Raw genomic sequence first — 25,057 nt, forward strand, 5'->3', positions numbered from 1 at the left:
AAAAAGTCAGGCGCGCATAGTGGTGGGCTTCAATTCCGCGCCAACAGCTACCCCTGTCCCCAACCCTCTCCCGCAAGGGGAGAGGGGGCAAGAGCAGGTGTACGCGGAGCCATTGATCTTCTCTCTCCCCTTGCGGGAGGGGATGCCGAAGGCAGGAGAGGGGAGCGGCGCAGCCGCTGCTTTTGGCTTCCACTTCCCCAAAAAGTCAGGCCACATAGTGGTGGGCTTCAATTCCGCGCCAACAGCTACCCCTCTCCCCAACCCTCTCCCGCAAGGGGAGAGGGGGCAAGAGCAGGTGCACGCGGAGCCATTGATCTTCTCCTCTCCCCTTGCGGGAGAGGATGCCGAAGGCAGGAGAGGGAGCGGCGCAGCCGCTGGTTTTCGCTTCTACTTCCCCAAAAAGTCAGGCGCGCATAGTGGTGGGCTTCAATTCCGCGCCAAGAGCTACCCCTGTCCCCAACCCTCTCCCGCAAGGGGAGAGGGGGCAAGGGCAGGGTGCACGCGGAGCCATTGATCTTCTCCTCTCCCCTTGCGGGAGGGGATGCCGAAGGCAGGAGAGGGGGCGGCGAAGCCGCTGCTTTTGGCTTCTACTTCCACAAAAAGTCAGGCGCGCATAGTGGTGGGCTTCAATTCCGCGCCAACAGCTACCCCTCTCCCCAACCCTCTCCCGCAAGGGGAGAGGGGGCAAGAGCAGGTGCACGCGGAGCCATTGATCTTCTCCTCTCCCCTTGCGGGAGAGGATGCCGAAGGCAGGAGAGGGGAGCGGCGCAGCCGCTGCTTCATGCCGTCGATTCGCTGCAGAGCGGAAGCAGAATCCCCAATCCCAGTGCTTCCCCTTGGGTTGTCTTGCCCGATGGGCGAGAATCACCGCCTCACTCACGTTCCGGCCATGTACATGCCCAAGAAGATCCAGGCACGCAAATCCTCCATCCACGGCAACGGCGTCTTCGCCGTCGCGGACATCAAGAAGGGCGAGCGCGTCATCGAATACAAGGGCAAGCGCCGTACCCATGCAGAAGTGGACGCGGACGATGCGGGTGACGTGGAAACCGGCCACACCTTCCTGTTCACCTTGAATGATGACTACGTCATCGATGCCAACTACAAGGGCAACGACGCGCGCTGGATCAACCACAGCTGCGATCCGAACTGTGAGGCGATGATCGAGGAGGTCGAAGGCGATGACCGCACCGCCGACAAGGTATTCATCGAAGCCATCCGCGATATCAAGCCGGGCGAAGAGTTGACCTACAACTACGGCATCACCCTGGCCGAGCGCCACACCCCGCGCCTGAAGAAGATCTGGGAGTGCCGTTGCGGCTCGCCCAAGTGCACCGGCACGATGCTGCAGCCCAAGCGCTGAGCCTCTGGGGGCGTGGCCTGGTTTTGTGGGAGCGGCGTAAGCCGCGAAGCCACTGCCAGCTCAGGTGCTGCTAATGGATCGTGGCGCAGCTCCCCAGGTGGCTGACACATCGCTGGCTTCGCGGCTTACGCCGCTCCTGCAAACAAAGCAAAGAGGCCGCGATCGCGGCCTCTTTCAATTCTGCCAGCTGTCCGGCTCAGTTCCCCAGCAGCCCCTGCGGCACGAAGTTGCCCAGGTTCTGGTTGAAGTCCACAGCGATGCGGCCGTTCTGGATGCCCACCGACTTCACCTGCAGCACGCCCATCACCTTGGCGATGGCCGGGTCGATCCTGTAGATCGGCTCGCGGCGGGCGTAGTCGGCCAGCCAGCTGTTGAGCAGGCTGCGGGTGCTTGAATCCAGCTCGCCGCCACCGGCACTGGGGCGGAAGCCATCCACGGTGGGCTGGTCCAGGTGGAAGCCCTGGGTCTGTGCGTCGTAGCGCAGGCCACTGCTGATCTGCACATCGCCCACCGGCATCGATGAGCCACCGGCGGCCATGGCCAGGTTGAAACCCAGGTCCAGGCGGCTGCCCTGGGGCAGGGTCAGGCGCGGCTGGCTGACGGTAAGTGCAAGCAGACCACCCAAGGCCTTCTGCGTACGCGGGAAGCTGCCATCCAGGTACTGCTGTACGTCGGCAGCACCGACGCTCAATTGCTTGCCATTGATCTGTGGTGCGGCATGGGCGCTGCCGGCCAGGACGATCCAGGCAATGCTGGGAAGGAGCAGGGAACGCAGATTCATCGGACGTACTCGGTGATGGGGCAGGCTGGAACAGCACGATAACCGCTGCGGGTGAACGGCCAATTAGCAGGATCAATTCAATTCAGGCTGCAGCGATGCCGAGGTGATTTCCCAGCGATCCCCCTCGATCCGCGGGCGTACCCGGTACCAGCCCTTGAAACGCTGGTTTCCCGCCGCGCTGGTCAGGCGGATGTCCACCGGAATTTCCAGCGCCTGCGGTGGCGATTCGCGATCAAGTGCGATTGCCTGGCCATTGTGGACGCGCAAGCTGGTCATCGATGGCAACACGGCGCGTAAACCGGCATCGTCGGGTTGTGGCGATGGTCGGCCGCCTGCCCAGAACGCATCGGACTGGCCGTTGTTCTCGAACAATGCCTGCAGATAGGCATGTATCACCGGGGCGGCAATGGCAGCTTGCCTGCGGACGCCTGCATCGCTCTGCGCCTGCGGGTCCGGTTTTTCCAGCGCTGGCGTTGGTGCCGGTGCGGCTGATGCCGATGCCGATGCGGCGTCCGGGGTATCGGCTCCATCCGCGCTGCGTTGGCAGGAGCAGCCGGCGAGCAGGGCAGTGACGATCAACAACGGGTAGGCGCGCATCGGCCGCTCCTGGAAGTTGCCGCCAGTCTAAGCGGCCCGCAGGTGCTGCTGCCAGCCGCTTATTCGGCCGGGCTCTGCAGTTGTTTCAGCTTGTGCAGCAGCTGGTCCAGCTCGGGCTGCAGGGCGCTCAGCAGGTTTTCGGGCTTGGCGGCCGACTCGGCCAGGGTTTCCAGCAGGCCGGTCACAACCACCACGCCTGCATCCTCATTGCAGGACAGCCGGCGTTGGCCTTGTGCGGACTCCAGCTGGCGCATCCAGTTGTACTGGCTGCGTTGTTCGAATTCGATCGTGCAACGGCCGCTGCACTGCTGGCCGTCGGTCTCGATCGGCGTGACGGAGATGCGGTAGCGATGCTTGCTGATGGACATGGCGGACTACGGAGGGAAGCGGGGGAGTGGCCACCATAGGCCGGTGCCGGCGTGGGTACGAGGCGTCGAACCATGACGCTGTGTTCCAGTGTTTTCCCCATGCCACGGGCGGAACGCTGCGACCCATGGGAACGCTTTCCGTCCTCGTTCAAGCAAAAAAAAACGGGACGGCTGGGCCGTCCCGTTTTCTTGCCAAGGGGCGCGCTGATTACAGCGCAGCGTCCTTGAGCTTCTTGAGCGGACGCACCTTGAGCTTGGTGGTGGCCGGCTTGGCGGCAAACCACTGCTCTTCCTTGGTGAACGGGTTGATGCCCTTGCGCTTCGGCTTGGCCGGAACGCTCACGGTGGAGATCTTCAGCAGGCCCGGCAGGGTGAAGGAGCCAGCGCCCTTCTTGTTGACCGAAGCGGCAACGGCGCCTTCCAGGGCGGCGAACACAGCGCGCACGTCCTTGGCAGCGACCGAGGTGGCTTCAGCGATGTGGGCGACCAGACCGGACTTGGTCAGAGCTTCCTTGATCGGCTTCGGTGCGGCCGGCTTGGCGGCGGCCTTGGTTGCAGCCTTCGTTGCTACTTTCTTCACTGCCTTCTTCGGGGCAGCCTTTTTAGCGGTCTTTGCCATGATTTCCTGTTCCGTGAACGGTTGGTTGTTGGTCGTGCCGACCCCGTCGGCAAGCGAAATGTAGGGCATGAATTGCGTGACGCCAATAGGTAATTGAAGAAAAAGCCCATAAAAATTGCTTGTGGGCGTATTTGGACAACAAATCGGTGCCGGAAGTCATGCAAAAACAGGGTTGAGCCGTGCTCCGCACCGCTGTCGCCCCACGTTGGCGGGCACGCCGGGACAGCGTGTGGCGATGCCGCACAAGCTGCTAACACGACGTGGTTTAGGCTGCCTGTGCCATCCACCACGAGGAGTTCCACCATGGGTATATCGCGTCACGCAACCGCACATTGGGAAGGCGATCTGAAGACTGGGCAGGGCCGACTGAGCACGCCGCAGAGTGGCCTGATGGAGAACACCCGCTATGCCTTCAACAGCCGCTTTGGCGATGAGAAAGGCACCAATCCCGAAGAACTGATTGCCGCCGCACATGCCGGTTGCTTCACCATGGCGCTGTCAGCCAAGCTCAGTGAGGCCGGTTTTCCGCCGACGTCGCTGGACACACGGGCCTACGTCGACCTGTCGATGGAAGGGGGCCCCCAACTGTCGCAGATCCGCCTCAAGGTAAAGGCCGTGGTGCCTGGCCTGGACGAGACCCGGTTCCGCGCAATTGCCGATGACGCCAAGCAGAACTGCCCCGTCTCCAAGGCACTCAGTGCGGTACCGATCAGCCTGGATACCGATTTTTCAGCCTGACAGGGTCTTGGCCCGGCCAGCGTGGGACGCTGGCCGGGCCGGTTCAGGATCGTTTCACCCGTCGCGCCTGAGCATTCCCCAAACCTCGTTCCTCATTCTCGCCGGAGTGGTTGCTGCCATGTGTCGATCGCTAGCTGTTGCCGCTGTCCTGTTTGCCGGTGGGCTGGTTGCCGCCGATGCGTCCGCGCAGCGTTATGACGATGGCCAATATCGTCCCAACGACTCTTACGATGACGGTCAGTACCGGCCGGATCCCCGTTACGATGACGGCCAGTACCGCGGCGGTAACACCCCCACCAATGGCGCGGTGTACGACTACGCGCGGGTGGTGCGGGTGGACCCGGTCATCGTCAATGGCAGCCAGGGTCGCAATGAGCGCTGCTATGAGCGCAATGATGGCGGCTATGTGGACAACAATGGCTACCAGGCCGGCGGCTATGGCAACAATCGCTACGGCAACAACACCTATCGCAACGACGGCTACGACGAACGCGGCTATGACAACGGCCAGTACCGGCAGGGCAACGAGACTGGCCGGCAACTGGCGACGGTGATCGGTGGCCTGGCTGGCGCCGTGCTCGGCAGCCGCATCGGCGGCGGCGACGGCCGCTACCTGGGCACCGCGGTCGGTACCATTGCAGGCGGCGCCGCGGGGCGCGCCATCTACGAAGCCAGCAACCGGCCCAATTACCAGCGCGGTGACGTGCGCGTCTGCGAGCCCAGCGGCTATGGCAGCGAGAGCGAGCGGGTCGATGGCTACGACGTCACCTACGAATACGCGGGCCGGCAATACCGCACCCATCGCGATTACCACCCGGGCGAACAGATCCGCGTACGCGTCGACGTAAGCGCCGACTGAGCACGACGGGCGTTTCTGCCCGAATGAGGTGCAGGGCACGGTTTGTCAGGCCGGATGGATGACGGCATAGTCCACGCATTCCGTTCTGGAGGGTGCGTGATGCGTCGTTTTGCCTGTGTGGCCCTGTTGCTCCCCTGTCTGCATGCAGTCCCGGCCCAGGCCGAGGTCAAGCTGCTGGTGGCCGATACGATCCGCACCGGCGATCCGGCGCAACCGCTGGTGGGCGCCATCGCCTGGGAAAGTGACAGCGGCAAGGTACTGGATGTGGGCAGCGCCGATGCGCTGCTGCAGTTGTACCCGCAGGCCCCGCGCATCGACGTCGGCAATGCGACGGTGGTGCCGGGCTTGATCGATGCCCACGCGCACATCATGGGCCTTGGCAATACCCTGATGCAGGCTGATCTGACGGGTGCGCGCAACCGTGGCGAAGTGCTGGAACGGCTGAAGGCGTTCGAAAAGACGCTGGCGCCAGGCGAGTGGCTGCTGGGCCGTGGCTGGGACCAGAACCGTTGGGACAACACCGATTTCCCCACCGCTGCCGATCTGGACGCTGCCTTCCCGCAGCGGCCGCTCTACCTGGAACGTGTCGACGGCCATGCTGGCTGGGTCAACAGCGCAGCCATCCGCATTGCCGAAAAGGCCGGCAAGTCGTTGTCCGGTGATTGGCAGCCGGAGGGCGGGCGCATTCTTCGCGATGCTGCTGGCAAGCCGAGTGGCGTGCTGGTCGATGGCGCGGCGTCGCTGGTCTATTCGCAGATCCCCGCGTTGGACGATGCTTCGCGCGAAAAGCGCCTGCAGGCTGCGCTGCAGGCGGCGGTCAGCAATGGTCTGACCGGTGTGCATGACATGGGCGTGTCGCGCGAGGACCTGGCGCTGATGAAGCGTCTGGCCGACCAGGGCAAGCTGCCGCTGCGCATCGACGCCTATGCTGATGGCAACAACGAAGCGCTGGAGGACCTGTGCAAGGCCGGCCTGTACGCCCATCCTGGCGGCCGCCTGCAGATGCGTGGGGTCAAGCTGTACATGGACGGCGCATTGGGCAGCCGCGGTGCAGCCCTGCTCACCGCTTACAGCGACGACCCGCATAACCACGGCCTGCTGATGACCTCGCCGGAAGAGTTCGAAGCCGCCGTGCGCAAGGCTGATGGCTGCAAGGTGCAGGTTGCCACCCATGCCATCGGCGATCGTGGCAACCGCATCGTGCTGGATACCTACGAGAAGGTGCTGGGCACCCACAAGGACGTTGATCATCGCTGGCGCATCGAACACTCGCAGGTGGTGTCGCTGCAGGACATCCCACGCTTCGCAAAGCTCGGCGTGATCGCCTCGATGCAGCCGACCCATGCCACCTCGGACATGGGTTGGGCCGAGCAGCGGGTCGGGCCGGAACGCATCCTTGGTGCCTACGCCTGGCAGCGCTTCCTGCACAGTGGCGCGCGTCTGGCCTTGGGCTCGGATTTCCCGGTGGAGCAGGTTGATCCGCGCTTGGGCCTGTATGCGGCAGTGACTCGCCAGGACCGCGACGGCCAGCCGCCGGGTGGTTGGCAGCCGGAGCAGCGCCTGAGCGCCGCCGAAGCGCTGCGCGGCTTCACCAGCGACGCGGCATGGGCTGGCCATGACGAAGCCCAGGTCGGCAAGCTGCAGCGTGGGCTGCGAGCCGACTTCGTGGTGCTGGATCGTGACCCGTTGAAGGTCGCTGCCGACCAGCTGGATGACCTGAAGGTGCTGTCGACCTGGGTGGATGGTGAGCCGGTTTACAAGGCGGCTACGCCGGAGGGATGAAGCCCTTGCGGCTTCGGTAGTGCTTTCCACTTGAACGTTGAGTCACCCGAAAACCGATGCCAAACCCTTGGCATCGGTTTTCTTCTTTGTGTGGGAGCGGCGTAAGCCGCGCAGCTCGCTACCCGTCCGATTGCGAGCAATGTTGGTAATTTCATTGCTGCCGGCTTCGCGGCTTACGCCGCTCCCACAAAACCCCCTGTAGCGCGCTCGACTTCAGCCGCCAGCTGGATCCACCGGCAGGTCATGCAGGCTGCGCAGCTTCTTCTTGTTGATCTTGCCGACGCTGGTGCGCTCTATCGAATCGACGAAGCTGACGCGGTCGGGGATCGCGTAGCGGGAGATGTCGCCTGCGCGGCTGCGGGCGGCGACCAGCTCGATGATCTCGGCCTCGGTAACCGTGCTGCCTGCGTGCCTGACCACCAAGGGCAGCGGACGCTCGCCCCATTTGGCATCGGCAATGCCGATCACCGCGACCTCGTTGATCGCTGGGTGCATGGCGATGATGTCTTCCAGCGCGAGTGAAGAGATCCACTCGCCGCCGGTCTTGATCACGTCCTTGATGCGGTCGGTGACGCGCAGGTAGCCGCCGCCGTCGATGTTGCCGATGTCGCCGGTATGCAGATAGCCGCCGGCCCACAAGGTTTGCGATGCTTCTGGATTGTGGAGGTAGCCCTGGGTAAGCCACGGGGCGCGCACTACCACTTCGCCGGTGGCGACGCCGTCGTGGGCGACTTCGTTCATGGCTTCATCGACGATGCGCAGCTCCACCAGCGGTACTGGAATGCCGGCCTTGGTACGCAGCGACAGTTCTTCATCCGTGTCAGCCAGGGCATCCACATCGATCTGGGCGAGGGTGAGCAGCGGGCAGGTTTCGGACATGCCGTAGCCGCCGAAGATATCGATGTCGCGTGCCAAGGCCTGCTGCGCCAAGGCACGCGGCAGTGCGGCACCGCCGATGATGACTTTCCAGCCGTGCAGGTCGGTATCTGCCGCAGTGGGGTGGCCCAGCAGCATATGCAGGATGGTTGGTACGCAATGCGAGAACGTCACTTTCTCGCGCGCGATCAGGTCCAGCAGCTTGCCCGGCAGGTAGCGGCCCGGATACACCTGCTTGATGCCCAGCAGCGTGGCCACGTATGGCATGCCCCAGGCGTGTACATGGAACATCGGCGTGATCGGCATGTAGACATCGTCGCGATGCAGCCGGCCCTGCTTGGGCGCACTGCCCAACGCGGCCATCGCCGCCAATGAGTGCAGGACAAGCTGGCGATGGCTGAAGAACACGCCCTTGGGCAGACCGGTGGTGCCGGTCGTATAGAACATGGTGGCGCGGGTGTTCTCGTCGAAGTCCGGGAAGTTGCGGACCGGCTCGGCGCCGCGCAGACCGGCTTCGTACTCGGTGGCGAAGCCATCCGGCAGCGGGCCTGCTTCATCGTCCAGCAGCACCCGCGTGCGCAGGTCCGGCAGCTGCTCTTCAATGCTCTCCAGCACCGGCAGGAACTCGCGGTTGGCCAGGATCACCCGCGCGCTGCTGTGATTCAGCGTATAGGCGATCTGCTCCGGGGCCAGGCGGATGTTCACCGTCATCAGCACCGCGCCGATCATCGGCACCGCGAAGTAGCTTTCCAGGTAGCGGTTGCTGTCCCAGTCCATCACCGCCACGGTGTCGCCGGGCTTCACGCCCAGTGACGTCAGCAGGCCGGCCAGTTGGCCGATACGCGCCTGCAGCGTGCGGTAGTCGAAGCGGACCTTGTCGCCGTAGACGATTTCCTGATCGGGATTGGTCGCCAGCGGTGTGTGCAGCAGCTGCTTGATCAGCAGCGGATAGGCGTAGGTGCTGGATTCGGCTTGGTCGGGGCTTGTAGCGAGTGACATCTGGATACCCTGGTTGGCAACGTGTCAGCGGCCGGAGACTGTGGGAATGGACAGCTGTGAGCGCTGCAACGGTGCTTCCGCGCGCGGCGTTGGCTGGATCAGCACGTCCTGCGGCAGGGCGCGCGCGGGATCTTCGAGGTGATCCCACACCTGATCCATCGCCGCAAACATGTAGGGAAGCAGCGGCACATAGCGTTTGCGATAATCCGGGAAGGCCAGCAGCGAGTCGAAGTGCTGGCCGTTGCTTACGCGCCAATAGGCGATCTGCGCACCCGCCTTGCGTGCGAGCGGTACATAGCGGTCACTGGTCATGTTGATCGGCACCAATCCGTCGTCGGTGCCATGGATGATGACAATCGGCAGACCGCGACGCGGCGCCTTGGCGGCAGCATCGGCAATGCCGGCGCGCACGCGCTTGGCATCGGCGCTGTCACCCAGGCCAAGTGCACGCAGGCAGTTCAGCCCACGCAGCGTGTCCTCCGTCGACTGTGCGGCATTGCCGTCCACCAGCACCACGCCACTGCCGGGCGGAATGCCGCTGCCTTCGCTCCACCAGCTTGCGCGCAGCTCGGCAGCTGCAGGAACGGGCTTGCCGTCCGCACCGACAGCAGAGTAGCTGTAAGCGCAAGGATGTTCGCCCGCGCCGTAGCGACCATAGGCCGAGGCATAGCTCACCGCGATTGCGCGCCACAGGTCGAAGCCGGTCGAGAACGCACCGGCGCGCAACGCGCCATCGCTGAGCCCGGCGTCGGCGAGTTGCTGGCGTGCCGACTGTGCCTGTGCGGCGGTGTCATCGCCTTGCACCAGTCCGGCCGATTTCAGGATGGCACACCGCTGGGTCCATGCCGGTGCTGCCTGTGCCTGCATCGGCGGCTGCGGCAGATCATCCAGCGCAAGCAGCGCGCAGGGCATCAACAGGGCGGATTGGGTGACGAAGTCGTAGAGCGGCGGGGCGCCGGCCACCGAGACATTCGGTTCGCCTGCGACCACCGCGTCGAACCAGTCGCCCTCGATCTCGGCCGCGCGCAGTACCGCGCCACCGCCATTGGAAACACCTGCGCCCAGCGTGCGGGTATTGGCGGGTGTGAACGGTGCCGATTGCGGATAGGCGCGGTCCAGTGCCTGCAAGCCGAACTGCAGCGCCTGCAGCAGGTGCCGGCCCCAGTCCGCTTCCGGGTTGTCACCGGAATGGGCGTGCTTGAAGGCGATGCCGTGCGTGGCTTTGGTGTCGGTTGGAACGAAGGCAAGTGCGCCCTGCGTCGCAGGCGTACCGTCGGCCTGGAAGCCGCTTCTGGCGTCGAGGTCGTAATAGTCGCTGCCGGTGCCCTTGTCGGTATAGGCGACAGCGCAGCCATGGGCCAGGCCCCAGCTGCCGGCAACCGAAATCGCACCGTAGATGCCGCGTGAGCCGGAGGATGCTGCGGTTACCAGGCAGCGCTTTGCTGGATCGAAATTGTCGGGAACCTGCACCAGCACGCGATGCGGCTGGCGGGCACCGGGGATGCGCGCATAGGCTGAGAATTCACGTCCCGGCGCAGCCTTCAGATTGCCGTAGACATCGCCGAAGCCGCCGCCAGGGGTGAGGTCGGCGATGCCGCGCCAGCTGCTCCAGATCGCGCGGCGGCGGGTTTCTTCGGCAGTCGGCTGGGCTGCGCTGGCGAATGCCGGCGCGGCAGCGGCGCGCAGGCCATCGAGGCCCAACCCTGCGGTCAGCAGATCATCGCCGCCGCGGTGCTCGGTTTCGCGCCATTGTTCGAACACGGGCACGGCAGCAGCAGGGCCGGGCGTGGCGGCCTGGGCGACGGAAACGCAGCCCAACAGCGGCAGCGCGGCGCAAAGCAGGGAAACGGGGCGGGGGATGTTCATTGCCCCACACTAGCAAGCCAATGTTTACATGCCAGCGTACCTAGGTACCCGTGCCCGGCCCAAGCTTAATTTGCTAACCTCGCCAGGACATGCCGACCCTGCTTATCGCCGATGATCACCCCTTGTTCCGCGCAGCCTTGCATCGCGCGGCCGAAGAGGCGGTTGATGACCTGCAGATCAGCGAGGCCGATTCGCTGGACAGCGTGCTGGAGGCGATCGAGAGCCAGCAGATCGACCTGATGCTGCTGGACCTGCACATGCCGGGCAACCACGGTCTTGCCGGTCTGGCCACGATCCGCGCCCTGCAGCCGGGGCTGGCGATCATCATCGTCTCGGCCAATGAAGAGCCGCATGTGATCCGTCGCGCCATCGACCTCGGTGCTGCTGGCTACCTGCCCAAGAGCTCGGGGCTGGTGGACCTGCAGCAGGCCTTGCAGACCGTGCTCGATGGTGAACGCTGGATACCGGCAATGCTGCGCGAAACCGTGGCGCGGGTTGCGCCGTTCAGCAAGGACGCCGATCTGGCCGCGCGTTTGGCCAGCTTGTCCGCGCACCAGTACAAGGTACTGAGCCTGGTGGCCGAAGGGCTGCTCAACAAACAGATCGCCGATCGCCTTGGCGTGCAGCTGCGCACGGTCAAGGCGCATATGACCCGCATCATGGGCCGGCTGGGCGTGCGCAACCGCGCGCAGGCGATCCGTGTGCTGCACGAGATGGGGCTGAATGATCCGTCGCGGCAGATTGAAGAGACGCAGGACGCCTGATCCGCGATATGGCGCTGGGCGATCAGCGGATCCGGCGGTGTCTGCTTCGGCTCAGCTTGCGACCGTGCTGCGCGTAGCCAGCAGGTGGTTGATTGCCCAGCGCAGCGCCAGTGGCTTGAACGGCTTGTTCAACAGTGACAGCCCAACTTCGCGTACTGCCTCGCGCGTATCGCTGCCGGTGTCTGCGCTGAGGATGACGGTCGGCCGCTGCCGGCGTGCGCCGTCCAGGCGCTTCCACAGCTGGACGCCGGTGTCACCGTCGTCGAGGTGGTAGTCGAACAACCACAGGTCCGCCTCCTGTGCGGATGCACCGATCTCGCTGGCGTCGCTGTACGCGCTTACCTCGCAGCCCCATGACAGCAGCAGCTGCCGCATCGCCTGCAGCGCGTCCGCATCGTTGTCGACCACCAGCACGCGGGTGCCCTTGATGGTGCTGGTGCCACCAGAGGGCGAGTCATTGCGTGTGGCCGGTGGCGGGCTTGCGCGTGTCACCGTGATGGAGAACGCCGAACCGCGGTTGACCACGCTGTGCAGTGCCAGCGGTGCGTGCAGCAGGTCGGCAATGCGGTGCGCAATCGCCAGGCCGAGCCCCAGTCCTTGGCCATTGCTGCGATCACCGCGATGGAACTCCTCGAACACCACACTCTGTTGCCCCGGGGTGATGCCGGGGCCGCTGTCATGCACGCCGATGGTCAGCGTGTCGCCGTGGCGGCGGACGCCGAGCAGCACGCCGCCGCTACGGGTGTAGCGGATGGCATTGGCGAGGAAATTCTGCAGCACGCGGCGCAGCAGCAGCGGATCGCTGTGCACCCAGACGCGGCTGCGCACGTAGCGGAACTGCAGGCCGCGCGCGGCTGCCAGCACGGCGAATTCCTGTGCCAGGGGATCAAGCACGCTCGACAAGGCGAATGGCCGGGGATCGGCGACCAGTCCGCCGGCTTCCAGTCGCGATATATCCAGCAAGCCAGACAGCAGATCGTCGGTGGAATCCAGGGCGCCGCGGATCTGGCGCAGGAAGCTGTCCAGAAACTCCGATTCGATGTGCTGTGACATCGCATCGGTGAGCAGCTGCGCGGCGTGCAGTGGCTGGATCAGGTCGTGGCCGACGGCGGTCAGGAAGCGGGTCTTGGCCACGTTCGCGCGCTCGGCTTCGTGCACGGCCTGTTCCAGTCGCGCGGTGCGGTCCTGCACGCGAAGCTCCAGGGTCTCGTTGCTGCGCTTGAGCGCTTCTTCGGCCATGCGGAACGCGGTGACGTCGGTGAAGGTGGCAACGTAGCCGCCGCCTGGCATGGGGTTGCCGCGGATTTCGACGATGGTGTTGTCGGGGAAGATGCGTTCGGACAGATGCGGCGTGCCACGGCGCATATGCGCGATGCGACGGTTCAGCGCCTTGGCGACGTTGTCACCCGGGGCCTCGCCGATCTTCAGTTCGCCCAGCGCCCATGCGGTCAGGTTGGCGACCGGCTGCCCGACCTGCAGCAGTTCGGGCGGGAACTTGAACAGCGCGGCATAACGGCTGTTCCAGGCCACCAGCTGCAGTTGGGCATCAACCACGCTGATGCCCTGGCTCATGTTTTCCAATGCGGCTTCCAGCAGCCGCTGGTTGAAACGCAATGCCTGCGTCGCTTCACCGACGGCGCGGGTGACCGCATCCAGCGGCGCGGCGCCGCCGTCACGCGCGGCCTCGACCAACAGCCGCGCCATGCCTGCGCCGACCACGGCGGTCAGCTCGCGCTCGATCGCGGTGACGCGGTCGTCATCCAGCATCTGTCCGGCATGCCCATCCATCAGCTGCCGCGCCCGTTCCGGCCCGAGGAAGCGGCTGGCGGTCTTGCGCATGGATGCCGCGGCCACGGCGTCTTTCTGCAGTGGCAGCGATGGCCGGATCGCGCGTGACACCAGCGCAACGGTGACCAGGTTGACCGCCAGGCTGGCGCCCATGCTGATGGCGATGTGGCCGGGCTGCATGCGCAGCGAGAACAGCGCCAGCCAGTGCAATCCTTCGCCGCCGGTTGCTGGATCGGGTGCCGGGATCACCATCGGCAGCAACACCAGCCACAGCCAGACCAGCGAGCCCAGCACGATGCCGGCCATGATCGCAGGCGAGGGCGTACGTGGCCGATACACCGCCAGCAGCACCGCCGGCGCCAGCTGCGACAGGGCGGTGAAGGACATCAGGCCGAAATCGCTGAGCGCCTCGGTGCCGCTCATGGCGCGGCTGTACAGCCACGACATCAGGAATACGGCGAGGATGCCGGCGCGGCGGAATGCCAGCACGCGCGGGCGCAGGTCGGCACCGGCATCGTTGCCGCCGCTGGTCATGCCGCCGAGCAGGTGCGAGCCAAAGCCATGGTTGCCGAGCATGATCGACAGGGTCAGGCCGGACAGGATCATCATGCCGGTGGCCGCGCTCAGGCTGCCCAGGTAGGCGAGCAGCGCCAGCACATGGTGGCCGCGTTCCTGCGGCAAGGCCAGTACGTAGAGGTCCGGCGATACCGACGCTGGCAGTTGCGCGGCACCGGACAAGGCCATCGGCACCGACGGCAGGCCGATCAACAGCAGGTAAAGCGGGAACAGCCAGCGTGCGGTTTTCAGGTCCGAGGACTGGCGCAGCTCGACCACGCCGACATGGAATTGGTGGGGCAGGGTGAAGGCCGCCATCGCGCCCAGCGCGACCATGGTCAGGAAGTCGGGGATCACCGCCGGCGGTGGCAGGTGCGCCATCTTTTCCAGCAAGGGCGTGCCGGCGCGATGCACCGAGATTGCCGCATACAGACCAATCGCCAGCAGCGCCGCCAACTTCAGCAGCGACTCCAGCCCCAGCGCGACCACGATGCCGCGGTTGTGTTCGGTGGCCGAGGCCTTGCGCGCGCCGAACAGCATGGTGAATGCCGCCATTGTCAGCGCGAACCAGAACGACATGTCCAGTTGCCAGCCGTTGGCGGCGAACTGGTCACCGAGCAGTGCACTGAGTCCCTGGCTCACCGCCTTAAGCTGCAGCGCGATATAGGGAATGATGCCGAACAGCGCGACCAGGGTGATGGTCACACCAAGGCCCTGGTCGGTGCGCAGCCGTGCAACCACCAGGTCGGCGATGGTGGCGCTGTTGTGCTGTTTGGCCAGCCGGCCCAGGCGCGCGAGGAAGGGCAGGCCGAAGGCGAAGATCAGCGCCATGCCGATCAAGGTGGGCGGGATCGGGAAGCCCCATTGCACGCCCTGCGAAGCAGCCCCGTAATACGTCCACGCAGTGCAGTGCACGGCCAGTGACAGCGCATAGATGGCTGGCCAGATCCTGCCGAGGCGGTGACCCTGGCGCTCGCCCCACAGGGCAACACCGAACAGCAGCACGGTCCACGCGATGCAGGCGAACAGGACGATGGAGGGCGTCAACATCGCTCCAGTGTAGAGAGAACCGTGGCCGGCGTGCTGGATGCCCGCCGGTTGCTTGCCGTGCAGCTATGCGTCAGGGCGCGATCACGATCAGGGACAGCTGCTCGGCGGCCAACGCCATTTCGCCGCCGGGTTGCAGTTCCACGCTCTTGTGCTGGGTCAGCAGCCACTGGCCGGGCTGGCGCGGTTCCAGTGAGACCAGGCGTGATCGCACCCGGATGTCAGAGCCACTGGGAACCGGCGCCAGAAAGCGCACCTTGTTCAAACCGTAGTTCAGTACGTGGGCGATGCCGGGAAAGCCGACCAGCGCCGTAACGTCCTCCTCGACGGTGAGCGAGAGCAGCAGGAAGCCATGGGCGATGGTCGTCCCGCCCGGCAAACCGGCCTGCGCACGGGCCGGATCGACGTGAATCCAGTTGTGGTCACCGGTGGCCTCGGCGAAGGCATCGATGCGCGCCTGCGCGATGTGGGTAGGCTTGCCAAGGCGCTCGGCTGCGGCCCATTGCTGCAATGCCTGCAGGGCTTCCGGCAATTCCCTGGTCATGTCACCGCCGCTCATTGCAGGCGTCCAAGCAGGGTCAGGATCGCATCATGCGCCTCGGGCTCGGACAAGGTCGGTGCGTGACCAACATCCGGCACGACGACCAGGCTGGCGTTTGGCGACGTAGCCGCCATCTGCTGGGCAACATCGGCAGGCAGGATATCGGACAGCGCACCGCGCACCACCAGCACCGGCACCCGTGAGGTCAGTCCGCGCACCGCGCGCCACAACACCGGCCGCAACAGCCACAGCACCCATGGTCGGGTGGTGCGGATGATGGCCGGGTCATAGTCCAGTTCCAGCAGGCCGTCGTCGCGCTGGCGGAAGCTGCGCGAGGCCATCGCCCGCCAGTCCTCGGCGGTAAAGCGCGGGAAGGATGCCTTGCCGATGGATTCGGCGTAAGCGGCCGCTTGGTCCAGATCCATTGGTGGCAACGGTTTGCCGGCATACTTGCCGATCCGCGCCAGGGCTTCGCGTGGCACCTTGGGGCCGGCGTCGTTGAGCACCGCTGCTGCGATCAGCTCCGGTGCGCGCGAGGCGAGAGTGATGGTGACCAGCACGCCCAGCGAAGTACCGATGAACACGGCCTTGGCGATGTTCTGCGAACGCAGCAGCGCCACCATGTCGTCGGCGTAGGTGCGCGGGTTGTAGCTGCGTGGGTCGGGCGCACGTGCCGAACCCGCACGGCCACGCAGGTCGACCGCAAGCACGCGCCAGCCGACCGCGGTCAGCGTTTCGGCCAGTGCGTCGAAGTCAGCGGCATTGCGGGTCAAGCCGGGAATGCAGACCACCGTGCCGCGGGGCGATTGCCCCGCGGCCGGTGCATGGTCGCGCGCGTGCAGGCGCAGGCCATCGTTGCTGCTCCAGTACAGATCATCGTAAGACTGGGTCATGCAGGTGTTTCCTAGAAATCGTAGCGGACGCTGAGACTGTACTGGCGCGGCGGGCCATAGAAACCGATCAGGGTGCCGACTGCCGGGATGTTGTAACCGGTGGTGCGGTATTCCTTGTCGGCCAGGTTGGTGCCCTGCAGCGAGAAGGTCCAGGCGTCATTGAGCTTCCAGATCACGCCGGCATTGACCAGACCATAGCCGTCCTGGCGGATCACCGGGCTCAGGTCGGTGGTCGGCCACACTTCGCTCTGGTAGCTATAGCCCACGCGGGCGGACAGGTTGCTGCCATTGGCCAGCTCGGTGCGGTATTCCACGTTCAGCGCACCCGAGAAATCCGGTGCATTGGTGAACTTCATCTGCTTGGCGACGTTGACGCCACGGTCCATGTACTCGTCGTACTTGGTGTCCAGCCAGGCCAGGTTGCCGGAGATCAGCCAGTTGGCCGTCGGCAGGTACTGGTACTCGATTTCCAGGCCGTTGACGGTGCCCTTGCCGGCATTGGTGAAGTCGCCGAAGAAGGCATCGTTGACGCCGTCGCCATTGGTGTCGATGCCGGTGAACACCGACAGCTGGATGTCCTTGTACTTGTTGTGGAAGGCCGACAGGTTCAGGAACAGGCGCGAATCCAGGAAACCCATCTTGCTGCCGATCTCGAAGCTGTCGACGGTCTCGTCGTCGAACGGCTCGGCCGAGCGCGGCACCGCCACGGCGTTGGCGCGGATGTTGTAGCCACCGGACTTGAAGCCACGCGTTGCCAGACCGTAGACCATGATGTCCGGGGTGATCTGGTAATCCAGCGACACCTTCGGCGAGACGTTCTTGAAGTTGGTGGTCTTGTCGAAGTCCGCAGCGACTGCGATCGGGCGGCTGAAGGTCGCGTCGGAGTAGAAACGGTTCAACACGACCGCACGCTTGTCCTCGTCGGTGTAGCGGGCGCCGACGTCGAGCTTGAGCTTGTTGGTCAGGTCGAAGGTCCAGTCCGCGTACAGGGCGATGCTGTCGGTCAGCACCTTGCCACGGGTATCGCCGAACTGCAGGTTGAAGAAGTTGTTGCGGATCTGCCCGCCGGCCTCGCCACTGAACTGGTACAGGCCAATCACACCGCGCACACGGCCGCCGGCGTCGTAGTTCAACTGCAGTTCGTTGCTGACCTGGCTGTCCTCGTAGAAGCCCCCGACGTCGGCCAGCTTGACCGGCGTGGTGTCAAAGTCGATGTTGGAGTGGCTGTCGGATTCGCGCTTGGCGACCACATACTTCAGTGCAATATCGTCGTTCGGACGCCAGTTCACCGTAGCCGAGGCGCCCTTGGTCTCGACGCTGTTGAGGTTCTGCATGCCTGAGCGGATGTCGTAACGGTCATCCATCGGCGGGTAGGCCGGGGTGAACGGGTTCGGTGCCAGCATCTTCGAGCCACGCATGCCGGACTGGTCATCAATCCAGTCCAGCGCGAACTGCACGTCGAAGTCGTCGCCTGCATAGGCGCCGAGGTTCAGGCGTGCGGCATTGATCTGTTTGTCGCTGATCGGCTGGCCGTTGTAGGTGTTCTCGCCGAAGCCGTCGCGGTTCATGCTGGCCACGGCGATGCGCCCGCGCAGGCCGCTGTCGGCACCGCCCAGCGGGCCGCCGATGGCCGCCTTGGCATCAAGCTGGTTGTAGTTGCCTGCGGTGATCTGGGCATAGCCCTCGACCTGCGTGGGCAGGCCGCGCGAGATGTACTTGATTGCGCCACCAATGGTGTTCTTGCCGTACAGCGTGCCCTGCGGGCCGCGCAGTACTTCGATGCGCGAGACGTCGAACACGTCCAGCAGGGCACCTTGCGGCCGTGCGATGTAGACGTCGTCCAGGTAGATGCCCACGCCCGGGTCGGCGCCCCAGGTGGGATCGGACTGGCCGACGCCGCGGATGTAGGCGGTGACCGTGCTGCTGGCGCCGCGCGCCGCGTAGATGGTCAGGTTGGGTACCTGTGAGTCGAGATCGGCGATGTCCTGCACGTTCAACTTGTCCAGCGCTTCGGAGGTGAAGGCGGTGACCGCGACCGGCACTTCCTGCAGGGTTTCCTCGCGCTTGCGCGCGGTGACGGTGATGCTGTCCAGGTTGGTGGCCGAAGCGGCCTTGTCCTCCGTCGCCGCAGCCGGTTGTGCTTCCTGTGCCAATGCCGGCCCGGAGGCCAACAGCGCGCAGATCATCAGGCTCAAACAATTCCGCTTCATTCGGTCCTCCCCAGGCAAGTGCGTTGTAGATGGCCGCATGCCACCCTCGGAGCCAAGGCTAGCGACGCGGATGTGCACCAGCGAGTGGACCTAGGTCCAGTCGGCAGCGGCCATCAGATCAGGATACTGGGCGCCTCTCCACTCGGAAGCGCCGTATGTCGTTACTGATCGTACTTGCAGCGCTGTGCTTCCTCATACTGGTGGCCTACCGCGGTTACAGCGTGATCCTGTTCGCGCCGATTGCCGCACTCGGCGCCGTGTTGCTGACCGACCCGTCGCTGGTGGCACCGATGTTCACCGGCTTGTTCATGGACAAGATGGTCGGTTTCCTGAAGCTGTATTTCCCGGTGTTCCTGCTGGGTGCTGTGTTCGGCAAGCTGATCGAGTTGTCCGGCTTCTCCAAATCGATAGTCGGGGCGGCGATCCGGCTGTTCGGCCCGCAACGGGCGATGCTGTCGATCGTGCTGGTGTCGGGCCTGCTCACTTACGGTGGCGTGTCGTTGTTCGTGGTGGTGTTCGCCGTCTATCCGTTTGCCGCCGAGATGTTCCGCCAGAGCAACATCCCCAAGCGGCTGATCCCGGCGACGCTGGCGGTGGGCGGTTTCAGCTTCACCATGGACGCGTTGCCGGGCACGCCGCAGATCCAGAACATCATCCCGACCACCTTCTTCGGCACCGACACCTGGGCCGCGCCGGTGCTCGGCGTGCTTGGCAGCATCTTCGTGCTGGCGGTGGGCATGGCCTACCTGGAGTGGCGCCGGCGCGTTGCCGTGCGCAATGGCGAGGGCTATGGCGACCCGGCAACGCTGGTCAACGAGCCGGTGCCGTTCACTGGTACGAACCTCGCGCATGCCGGCATCGCGGTATTGCCGCTGTTGCTGGTGTTCGTATCAAACAAGTTGTTTACCCTGGGGATCCCGCACTGGTATGGCGCCGAGCACAGCTTCGTGCCGTCCATCCTCGGCAAGTCCGCACCGGTGGTGCAGGAGGTGCCGAAGATCGCTGCGATCTGGGCAGTGGAGGGCGCGCTGCTGGTGGGCATCCTGTCGGTGATGCTGTTGGCGTGGCGGCCGGTCGTGCCCCAGTTTGCTGATGGCACCAAGACCGCGATCAGCGGCGCCCTGTTGGCAGCGATGAACACCGCCTCGGAGTATGGCTTTGGCGCGGTGATCGCCGCATTGCCGGGGTTCATGGTGGTAGCCAATGCATTGGGCTCGATCAAGGATCCGCTGCTGCATGAAGCCGTTACCGTGACCGGCCTGGCCGGTGTCACCGGCTCTGCCTCGGGCGGCATGAGTATCGCTCTGGCGGCGATGTCGGAGACCTTCATCGAGAACGCGCAGGCAGCCGGCATTCCGATGGAAGTGCTGCACCGGGTTGCCTCGATGGCCTCTGGCGGCATGGACAGCCTGCCGCACAACGGTGCGGTGATCACCTTGTTGATGGTGACCGGGCTGACCCATCGGCAGGCCTACAAGGACATTTTCGCTGTGACCATCATCAAGACGCTGGCGGTGTTCGTGGTGATCGGCATCTATTACGCCACCGGCTGGGTTTGACGGCGGCGTCGCAACACCCTGGCGGCTGGCCCGCGAGGATTTCCGGTACGACTTCATCCACGACTCACGCATGAGGATCTGGTTATGAAATCTGGAATCGTTTCCATCAAGGCTGTTCTATTGCTGCTGTGCAGCTGGCTGGCGGCGGGCAGCGCGTTTGCGCAAAGCGCTGGAGGCCATTGGGATTTCGGTGTGTACGGCAACCTTTTTGGCGCCCGTGAGTACCAGGTGTGGGTGCCGGCAGGCTATGAGGCAAGCAAGCCATTGCCGGTGCTGCTGGTGCTGCACGGCTGCGTCAACGGGCCCAACCTGATGGGCGAGGCCTCCGGCTTCAATGATGTCGCCGACGTCGAAGGTTTCATCGTGGTCTATCCGCGGCAGAACGTTACCTCCAACCCGACGCGCTGCTGGAACTGGCAACTGCCGATCAACCAGGCACGTGGCAGTGGCGAGGCTTCGATCCTGGCCGGCATCGTCGATGCGGTGAAGGCCGGCTATGCCGTCGATCCGCGCCGGATCTATGTCACCGGCATCTCTGCCGGCGGTGCGATGACCTCGATCATGCTGGCCTGCTACTCGGATGTGTTCGCAGCTGGTGCCATCCATTCCGGCGGCATGTACAAAGGCGCGACCACCGTATCCGGCAGTGCCTACGCGCTGCTGGCGGGCAGCATCTACTCGCCGGAAAGCAATGGCAAGCTTGCCTGGCAGTGCTCGGGCTCGCCGTCGCCGCGTCCGTTGCCGGTGCTGGTGTTCCATGGCAGCGCCGACGCCACGGTCAATCCGGTCAACGGCCAGCAGGCGGTGCGTCAGTTCCTGCAGACCAATGATCTGGCTGATGATGGACTGGACAATGATTCGGTCAAGTACGTGCCGACCAGCACCATCGCAGGCCAGGTGCCCGGTGGGCGCGCTTATACGGTCAAGAACTACACCTACGGCGGAAAGACCCTGGTCCAGGACTATCTGGTGCACGGCATGGGGCATGCATGGAGTGGCAGCAACTCCGGCTTGCCGTTCACCGATCCGCAGGGGCCGGATGCAACCCTGATCACCTGGTTGTTCCTGAAAGACCAGCTGCGCTGAGCGCTTGGAGCGCGGAATTGATTGAAGGGTGTCATCGCCAGCGTGGGAGCGATCGGCTCCTGCGCTGGCGTTTGGTTTTCCGGGGTTGTTCGCTGGCAATGCCATCGAATTGCAACCTTGTGCGGTGATGATCTGCGCGCCTCATGCCGCGTCATTGGCCCTGTCCGGGCTGGGCGCAATCATCAACTGCCAACCAAGGCCATTCCATGCTGCGTCACCGCACCGCTTCTGCAGTTACCCGCGTTACCCATGATTTTCCACGTCGCTCGCTGCTGGCCCAGGCCTGCGCATTGCTGATCCTGCCGCTGGCCGCGCAGACCGCGCTGGCCCAGGATGCTGCGCCGACCGAGGCGCGCAGCGCCGCGACGGCACTGGATACCATCACGGTCACCGCCGAGCGCCGCGAGCAGAACCTGCAGGACGTGCCGGTGTCGGTGGGCGTGGTACAGGGCGAGGCGCTGCGCAGCTATACCGAAGGTGCCGATGACACCTTGCTGGCGCTGTCCGGTCGCGTGCCCAGCTTCTATGCCGAGACCACCACCGGGCGCATCTTCCCGCGCTTCTACATCCGCGGCCTGGGCAATATCGATTTCTACCTCGGCGCCTCGCAGCCGGTCTCCATCATCCAGGACGACGTGGTGCTGGAACACGTGGTGCTCAAGTCCAACCCGGTCTACGACGTGGACCAGGTGGAAGTGCTGCGCGGCCCGCAGGGCTCCTTGTTTGGCCGCAACACTACCGCCGGCATCGTCAAGTTTGACACCGCCAAGCCCAGCCAGGACCCGAGTGGCCGGGTCAACATCAGCTACGGCAGCTACAACACGGTCGCCATCGACGGTGGCATGGGCGGCGCGATCAACGACGTGCTGTCCTACCGCGTCTCCACCCTGTACCAGCACCGCGACGACTGGGTGGACAATACCTATCGCGGCCCCAGCGCCGACGGCACGGTGACGCCGAAGAATGACACAATGGGCGGCTACGACGACCGCAACCTGCGTCTGCAGCTGCTGTACAAGCCGAATGAACAGTTCTCGTTGCTCGGTTCCGTGCATACCCGCGACTATGAAGGCACCTCCACCCTGTTCCTGCGCAATGCGCTGGTGAAGGGCAGCAATCGCACTGACGTGCCGCGCGACAAGGTCGCCTTCGACGAGGCCGACAACAACCCGCAGGCCTACAAGACCCACGGCGGCTCGCTGAAGGCCACCTATGATTTCGGTAACACGACGCTGACCTCGATCAGCGCCTACGAGACCACCTCCGGCTACAGCCGCGGTGATACCGATGGCGGTGCCGCGGCGAACTACCCGGTCAATGGCCTGCCCAACGGTTACGGCCAGTCGATGGGGCAGGTGCAGGACCTGGACCAGTTCACCCAGGAGCTGCGTCTGGCCTCCAATGACACTGATCCGCTGTCGTGGCAGGTTGGCGCCTTCTACTTCGACGGCCGCGACACCACTGACTTCTATCAGCGCGCCTGGTTCCTCAACACGCCGGCACGCAATCCCAACAACTGGGTGCGCCTGCGCAACATCAATACCTCGTGGGCAGGCTTCGGCCAGGTGAGCTGGAAGGCCACCGATGCGTTGACGCTGACCGCAGGTATCCGCGCGACCAAGGACGAGAAGAGCACGCGTCTGCTGAAGACCGCCGATACCGCTGCCGGTCTGGTCACCTACAAGGGACGCCACAACGTCGAGATGTCGGACACCCAACCGAGCTGGGACCTGAGCGCGATGTATGAGGTCAGCCCGGAGTTGAGCCTGTACGCACGCGTTGCACGTGGCTTCCGTGGCCCGACCATCCAGGGCCGCTCGGCGGTATTCAATGCCGACTTCACCACTGCTGATTCGGAAACCATCCTGTCCTGGGAAGCCGGCATCAAGAGCAGCCTGTTCGACAACCGCCTGCGTCTGAACGTCAGCGGCTTCACCTATACCGTCAACGACATCCAGCTCAACGGCAACGATTCCAACGGCAACGGCGTGTTGTTCAATGCCGACAAGGCGCGTGCCTATGGTCTGGAAGCCGACATGGATTGGCGTCCGATCCCGAACCTGTCGCTGACCGCCGGCCTGAGCCTGCTGCACAGCGAGATCCAGGACAAGCGCGTGTATGCGCAGGTCTGTGCGCTGAACGGTGTGGTGGTGTGTACGGTCAACGACCCGACCATCAAGATCGGTAGCAATGTCTACGCCCAGATCGACGGCAACCCGCTGCCGAACGCACCCAGGTACAACCTGAACCTGGCCGCGCGTTACGACATTCCGGTGGGGGATGATGGCGCGGTGTTCTTCTCAACGGATTGGAACAAGCAGGGCGAAACCCAGTTCGTGCTGTACGACAGCAAGGAGTTCTACTCCAAGGGCAATTTCGAAGGTGGCCTGCGCGTTGGCTATACCGGCGGCTACGGTGCCTGGGAAGTGGCGGCGTTCGCCCGCAACATCACCAACGAGAAGAACCTCAAGGGCGTGATCGAGAACTACATGGCAGCGGTCTACAACGATCCGCGCATCATTGGTGTTTCGTTCAACTACAACTGGCGCTGATTGCTCAAGCCCCTCTCCCGCCTGCGGGAGAGGGGTTGGGGTGAGGGGACGGTGCGAAGCGCCGTGCAGTTTCGCTTTACCTCGGCATGCAGCAGGCGAAGCAGAAGCTACAAGCCAAGAGCTGCCCTCATCCGCCCCTGCGGCGCACCTTCTCCCGCATGCGGGAGAAGGGAAAAGGCCAGGGCCGAAGCCGAAGCCAAAGCCAAAGCCAAAGCCAAAGCCAAAGCCAAAGCCGCCTCCAGATGCCCGATCAGACCATCCCCGCACCAACCGTCGCCCGGACCGGAATCCCCTCCGGATCAAACTCTTCCAGGCAGAACACATTCACCCCGTAGTAGTCTGGGGTGACCCGCTTGCGGTGGAACGGATAGATACCGCAGGTGCCGCAGAAATAGTGGTGCGCGGTCATCGTGTGGAACTGATACTCCACCAGTGCCTCCTGCCCGGACAGCAGCTCGAACGCGGATTCATGCACCTTCACCATCAAGGCGTTCTTGCGCCGGCAGATCGAGCAATCGCAGGTGGTGAGTTCCGGGAAGTCGGTTTGAATGCGGAAGCTGACAGCGCCGCAATGGCAGCTGCCCTGGTAAGTCTGCAGGGGGCGGAGGGACACGCGTATCTCCAAAAACAAAATGAGCGTCTAGGCAAGGCTTGGATCATACTCAGCCCATCATCGGACGGGGGGGGGAGAGGGTGATGCGTGCATTCCTGAAAGGCTTGCTGGCGGTGGTGCTGGGCTTGATCGCCGGCAGCGCGGTGAACATGGGGCTGATCCTGCTCGGCGGGCATCTGGTGCCGTCACCGGCCGGTACGGACACCAGCACGACCGAAGGCCTGCAGGCTGCGATGCCCTTGTTCGAGGCCCGCCACTTCCTGTTTCCTTTCCTTGCCCATGCATTGGGCACTTTGGCTGGTGCGTTGCTGGTAACCTGGGTTTCGGGTGGCAGCAGCAAAATTCCGGCCTTGTTGATTGGCCTGCTGTTCCTGGCCGGTGGCATCGCCAGCTGCTTCATGCTGCCAGCACCGCGTTGGTTCGAGGTGTTGGACGTGCTGCTGGCCTACCTTCCATTTGCCTGGTTGGGCTACCGGATCGCAAGGAAGCCCAGGGTTGTGGGAGCGGCGTGAGCCGCGAAGCTGATAATCCAAACGCAAAGCTGCACTTGCAATTGCAGGTGTAAGCTTGTCGGTCCCGGTACGGGCTTCGCGGCTTACGC

Annotated in this window: 19 protein-coding genes and 1 pseudogene; 9 read left to right on the forward strand and 11 right to left on the reverse strand. The window is 64.4% G+C overall.

Annotated elements, in window-relative coordinates:
• The first annotated feature begins 895 nt into the window (after positions 1 to 895).
• The gene (locus tag RT131_RS03870) at positions 896 to 1,363 is read left to right on the forward strand and encodes an SET domain-containing protein-lysine N-methyltransferase (protein ID WP_313170440.1); all 468 of its coding nucleotides are present in this window, start codon (positions 896 to 898) and stop codon (positions 1,361 to 1,363) included.
• A gap of 196 nt (positions 1,364 to 1,559) precedes the next feature.
• Here the strand turns inward: RT131_RS03870 and RT131_RS03875 are convergent, their stop codons facing one another.
• The 4 genes from RT131_RS03875 to RT131_RS03890 form a co-directional block, all read right to left on the reverse strand.
• On the reverse strand, positions 1,560 to 2,144 hold the full coding sequence (locus RT131_RS03875; protein WP_313170442.1) for a DUF1439 domain-containing protein: 585 nt from the start codon (positions 2,142 to 2,144) through the stop codon (positions 1,560 to 1,562).
• A gap of 72 nt (positions 2,145 to 2,216) precedes the next feature.
• Positions 2,217 to 2,741 carry a hypothetical protein gene (locus RT131_RS03880; RefSeq protein WP_313170443.1) on the reverse strand — a complete coding sequence of 175 codons (525 nt, stop codon included), beginning with the start codon at positions 2,739 to 2,741 and terminating at the stop codon, positions 2,217 to 2,219.
• Positions 2,742 to 2,800: 59 nt separating this feature from the next.
• The gene (locus RT131_RS03885; protein WP_313170445.1) at positions 2,801 to 3,109 is read right to left on the reverse strand and encodes a DUF3861 family protein; all 309 of its coding nucleotides are present in this window, start codon (positions 3,107 to 3,109) and stop codon (positions 2,801 to 2,803) included.
• A 208-nt stretch (positions 3,110 to 3,317) separates the two neighbouring features.
• Positions 3,318 to 3,728: an HU family DNA-binding protein gene (locus RT131_RS03890; RefSeq protein WP_057627275.1), complete on the reverse strand. Its 411-nt coding sequence runs from the start codon at positions 3,726 to 3,728 to the stop codon at positions 3,318 to 3,320.
• A 303-nt stretch (positions 3,729 to 4,031) separates the two neighbouring features.
• Here RT131_RS03890 and RT131_RS03895 point away from each other — a divergent pair, with 303 nt between their 5' ends.
• From RT131_RS03895 to RT131_RS03905, 3 genes are all read left to right on the forward strand, one after another.
• Positions 4,032 to 4,466, forward strand: coding sequence for an OsmC family protein (locus RT131_RS03895; RefSeq protein ID WP_313170446.1), 435 nt, complete (start codon positions 4,032 to 4,034; stop codon positions 4,464 to 4,466).
• Positions 4,467 to 4,584: 118 nt separating this feature from the next.
• Positions 4,585 to 5,325: a glycine zipper 2TM domain-containing protein gene (locus tag RT131_RS03900; protein WP_313170448.1), complete on the forward strand. Its 741-nt coding sequence runs from the start codon at positions 4,585 to 4,587 to the stop codon at positions 5,323 to 5,325.
• Positions 5,326 to 5,424: 99 nt separating this feature from the next.
• A complete protein-coding gene (locus RT131_RS03905; protein WP_313170450.1) occupies positions 5,425 to 7,107 on the forward strand; it encodes an amidohydrolase in 1,683 nt (560 codons plus the stop codon).
• 213 nt (positions 7,108 to 7,320) lie between these two features.
• Here the strand turns inward: RT131_RS03905 and RT131_RS03910 are convergent, their stop codons facing one another.
• Both RT131_RS03910 and RT131_RS03915 read right to left on the reverse strand, forming a co-directional pair.
• Entirely contained in the window at positions 7,321 to 8,982 is a 1,662-nt protein-coding gene (locus RT131_RS03910; RefSeq protein ID WP_313170452.1) for a fatty acid--CoA ligase, read from the reverse strand.
• Between the two features lie 24 nt (positions 8,983 to 9,006).
• Complete coding sequence (locus RT131_RS03915) at positions 9,007 to 10,848, reverse strand: 3-hydroxybutyrate oligomer hydrolase family protein (protein ID WP_313170454.1); 1,842 nt, start codon at positions 10,846 to 10,848, stop codon at positions 9,007 to 9,009.
• 89 nt (positions 10,849 to 10,937) lie between these two features.
• On the opposite strand from RT131_RS03915, the gene RT131_RS03920 reads away from it, so the two are divergent.
• Positions 10,938 to 11,612, forward strand: coding sequence for a response regulator transcription factor (locus tag RT131_RS03920; protein WP_313170456.1), 675 nt, complete (start codon positions 10,938 to 10,940; stop codon positions 11,610 to 11,612).
• 51 nt (positions 11,613 to 11,663) lie between these two features.
• Here RT131_RS03920 and RT131_RS03925 read toward each other — a convergent pair whose 3' ends face one another.
• The 4 genes from RT131_RS03925 to RT131_RS03940 all read right to left on the reverse strand — a co-directional run bounded on the left by RT131_RS03925 (position 11,664) and on the right by RT131_RS03940 (position 18,646).
• Positions 11,664 to 15,005, reverse strand: coding sequence for a PAS domain-containing hybrid sensor histidine kinase/response regulator (locus RT131_RS03925; protein WP_313170458.1), 3,342 nt, complete (start codon positions 15,003 to 15,005; stop codon positions 11,664 to 11,666).
• Between the two features lie 70 nt (positions 15,006 to 15,075).
• A complete protein-coding gene (locus tag RT131_RS03930; RefSeq protein WP_313170459.1) occupies positions 15,076 to 15,546 on the reverse strand; it encodes a MaoC family dehydratase in 471 nt (156 codons plus the stop codon).
• An 11-nt stretch (positions 15,547 to 15,557) separates the two neighbouring features.
• Positions 15,558 to 16,436 (reverse strand): alpha/beta hydrolase, encoded by an 879-nt coding sequence (locus RT131_RS03935; protein WP_313170461.1) that lies wholly within the window; start codon positions 16,434 to 16,436, stop codon positions 15,558 to 15,560.
• Between the two features lie 11 nt (positions 16,437 to 16,447).
• Complete coding sequence (locus RT131_RS03940) at positions 16,448 to 18,646, reverse strand: TonB-dependent receptor (protein ID WP_313170463.1); 2,199 nt, start codon at positions 18,644 to 18,646, stop codon at positions 16,448 to 16,450.
• Between the two features lie 155 nt (positions 18,647 to 18,801).
• On the opposite strand from RT131_RS03940, the gene RT131_RS03945 reads away from it, so the two are divergent.
• From RT131_RS03945 to RT131_RS03955, 3 genes and pseudogenes are all read left to right on the forward strand, one after another.
• A complete protein-coding gene (locus tag RT131_RS03945) occupies positions 18,802 to 20,205 on the forward strand; it encodes a GntP family permease (RefSeq protein WP_313170465.1) in 1,404 nt (467 codons plus the stop codon).
• Positions 20,206 to 20,289: 84 nt separating this feature from the next.
• The gene (locus tag RT131_RS03950; protein ID WP_313170467.1) at positions 20,290 to 21,291 is read left to right on the forward strand and encodes a PHB depolymerase family esterase; all 1,002 of its coding nucleotides are present in this window, start codon (positions 20,290 to 20,292) and stop codon (positions 21,289 to 21,291) included.
• Positions 21,292 to 21,551: 260 nt separating this feature from the next.
• Positions 21,552 to 23,843 (forward strand): annotated as a pseudogene (locus tag RT131_RS03955) (TonB-dependent receptor); the annotation flags it as partial.
• Positions 23,844 to 24,093: 250 nt separating this feature from the next.
• Here the strand turns inward: RT131_RS03955 and RT131_RS03960 are convergent.
• Positions 24,094 to 24,456, reverse strand: coding sequence for a GFA family protein (locus RT131_RS03960; RefSeq protein WP_313170469.1), 363 nt, complete (start codon positions 24,454 to 24,456; stop codon positions 24,094 to 24,096).
• An 83-nt stretch (positions 24,457 to 24,539) separates the two neighbouring features.
• Here RT131_RS03960 and RT131_RS03965 point away from each other — a divergent pair, with 83 nt between their 5' ends.
• The gene (locus tag RT131_RS03965; protein WP_313170471.1) at positions 24,540 to 24,968 is read left to right on the forward strand and encodes a hypothetical protein; all 429 of its coding nucleotides are present in this window, start codon (positions 24,540 to 24,542) and stop codon (positions 24,966 to 24,968) included.
• Positions 24,969 to 25,057: the final 89 nt, after the last annotated feature.

The sequence above is a fragment of the Stenotrophomonas sp. genome (assembly GCF_032066555.1).
Classification (GTDB): Bacteria; Pseudomonadota; Gammaproteobacteria; order Xanthomonadales; family Xanthomonadaceae; genus Stenotrophomonas.

Excerpts from the sequence above, each read along its gene's own strand:
- RT131_RS03870 (WP_313170440.1), top strand. The coding sequence starts at position 896 with ATGCCCAAGAAGATCCAGGCACGCAAATCCTCCATCCACGGCAACGGC.
- RT131_RS03875 (WP_313170442.1), bottom strand. The coding sequence starts at position 2,144 with ATGAATCTGCGTTCCCTGCTCCTTCCCAGCATTGCCTGGATCGTCCTG.
- RT131_RS03880 (WP_313170443.1), bottom strand. The coding sequence starts at position 2,741 with ATGCGCGCCTACCCGTTGTTGATCGTCACTGCCCTGCTCGCCGGCTGC.
- RT131_RS03885 (WP_313170445.1), bottom strand. The coding sequence starts at position 3,109 with ATGTCCATCAGCAAGCATCGCTACCGCATCTCCGTCACGCCGATCGAG.
- RT131_RS03890 (WP_057627275.1), bottom strand. The coding sequence starts at position 3,728 with ATGGCAAAGACCGCTAAAAAGGCTGCCCCGAAGAAGGCAGTGAAGAAA.
- RT131_RS03895 (WP_313170446.1), top strand. The coding sequence starts at position 4,032 with ATGGGTATATCGCGTCACGCAACCGCACATTGGGAAGGCGATCTGAAG.
- RT131_RS03900 (WP_313170448.1), top strand. The coding sequence starts at position 4,585 with ATGTGTCGATCGCTAGCTGTTGCCGCTGTCCTGTTTGCCGGTGGGCTG.
- RT131_RS03905 (WP_313170450.1), top strand. The coding sequence starts at position 5,425 with ATGCGTCGTTTTGCCTGTGTGGCCCTGTTGCTCCCCTGTCTGCATGCA.
- RT131_RS03910 (WP_313170452.1), bottom strand. The coding sequence starts at position 8,982 with ATGTCACTCGCTACAAGCCCCGACCAAGCCGAATCCAGCACCTACGCC.
- RT131_RS03915 (WP_313170454.1), bottom strand. The coding sequence starts at position 10,848 with ATGAACATCCCCCGCCCCGTTTCCCTGCTTTGCGCCGCGCTGCCGCTG.
- RT131_RS03920 (WP_313170456.1), top strand. The coding sequence starts at position 10,938 with ATGCCGACCCTGCTTATCGCCGATGATCACCCCTTGTTCCGCGCAGCC.
- RT131_RS03925 (WP_313170458.1), bottom strand. The coding sequence starts at position 15,005 with ATGTTGACGCCCTCCATCGTCCTGTTCGCCTGCATCGCGTGGACCGTG.
- RT131_RS03930 (WP_313170459.1), bottom strand. The coding sequence starts at position 15,546 with ATGACCAGGGAATTGCCGGAAGCCCTGCAGGCATTGCAGCAATGGGCC.
- RT131_RS03935 (WP_313170461.1), bottom strand. The coding sequence starts at position 16,436 with ATGACCCAGTCTTACGATGATCTGTACTGGAGCAGCAACGATGGCCTG.
- RT131_RS03940 (WP_313170463.1), bottom strand. The coding sequence starts at position 18,646 with ATGAAGCGGAATTGTTTGAGCCTGATGATCTGCGCGCTGTTGGCCTCC.
- RT131_RS03945 (WP_313170465.1), top strand. The coding sequence starts at position 18,802 with ATGTCGTTACTGATCGTACTTGCAGCGCTGTGCTTCCTCATACTGGTG.
- RT131_RS03950 (WP_313170467.1), top strand. The coding sequence starts at position 20,290 with ATGAAATCTGGAATCGTTTCCATCAAGGCTGTTCTATTGCTGCTGTGC.
- RT131_RS03965 (WP_313170471.1), top strand. The coding sequence starts at position 24,540 with ATGCGTGCATTCCTGAAAGGCTTGCTGGCGGTGGTGCTGGGCTTGATC.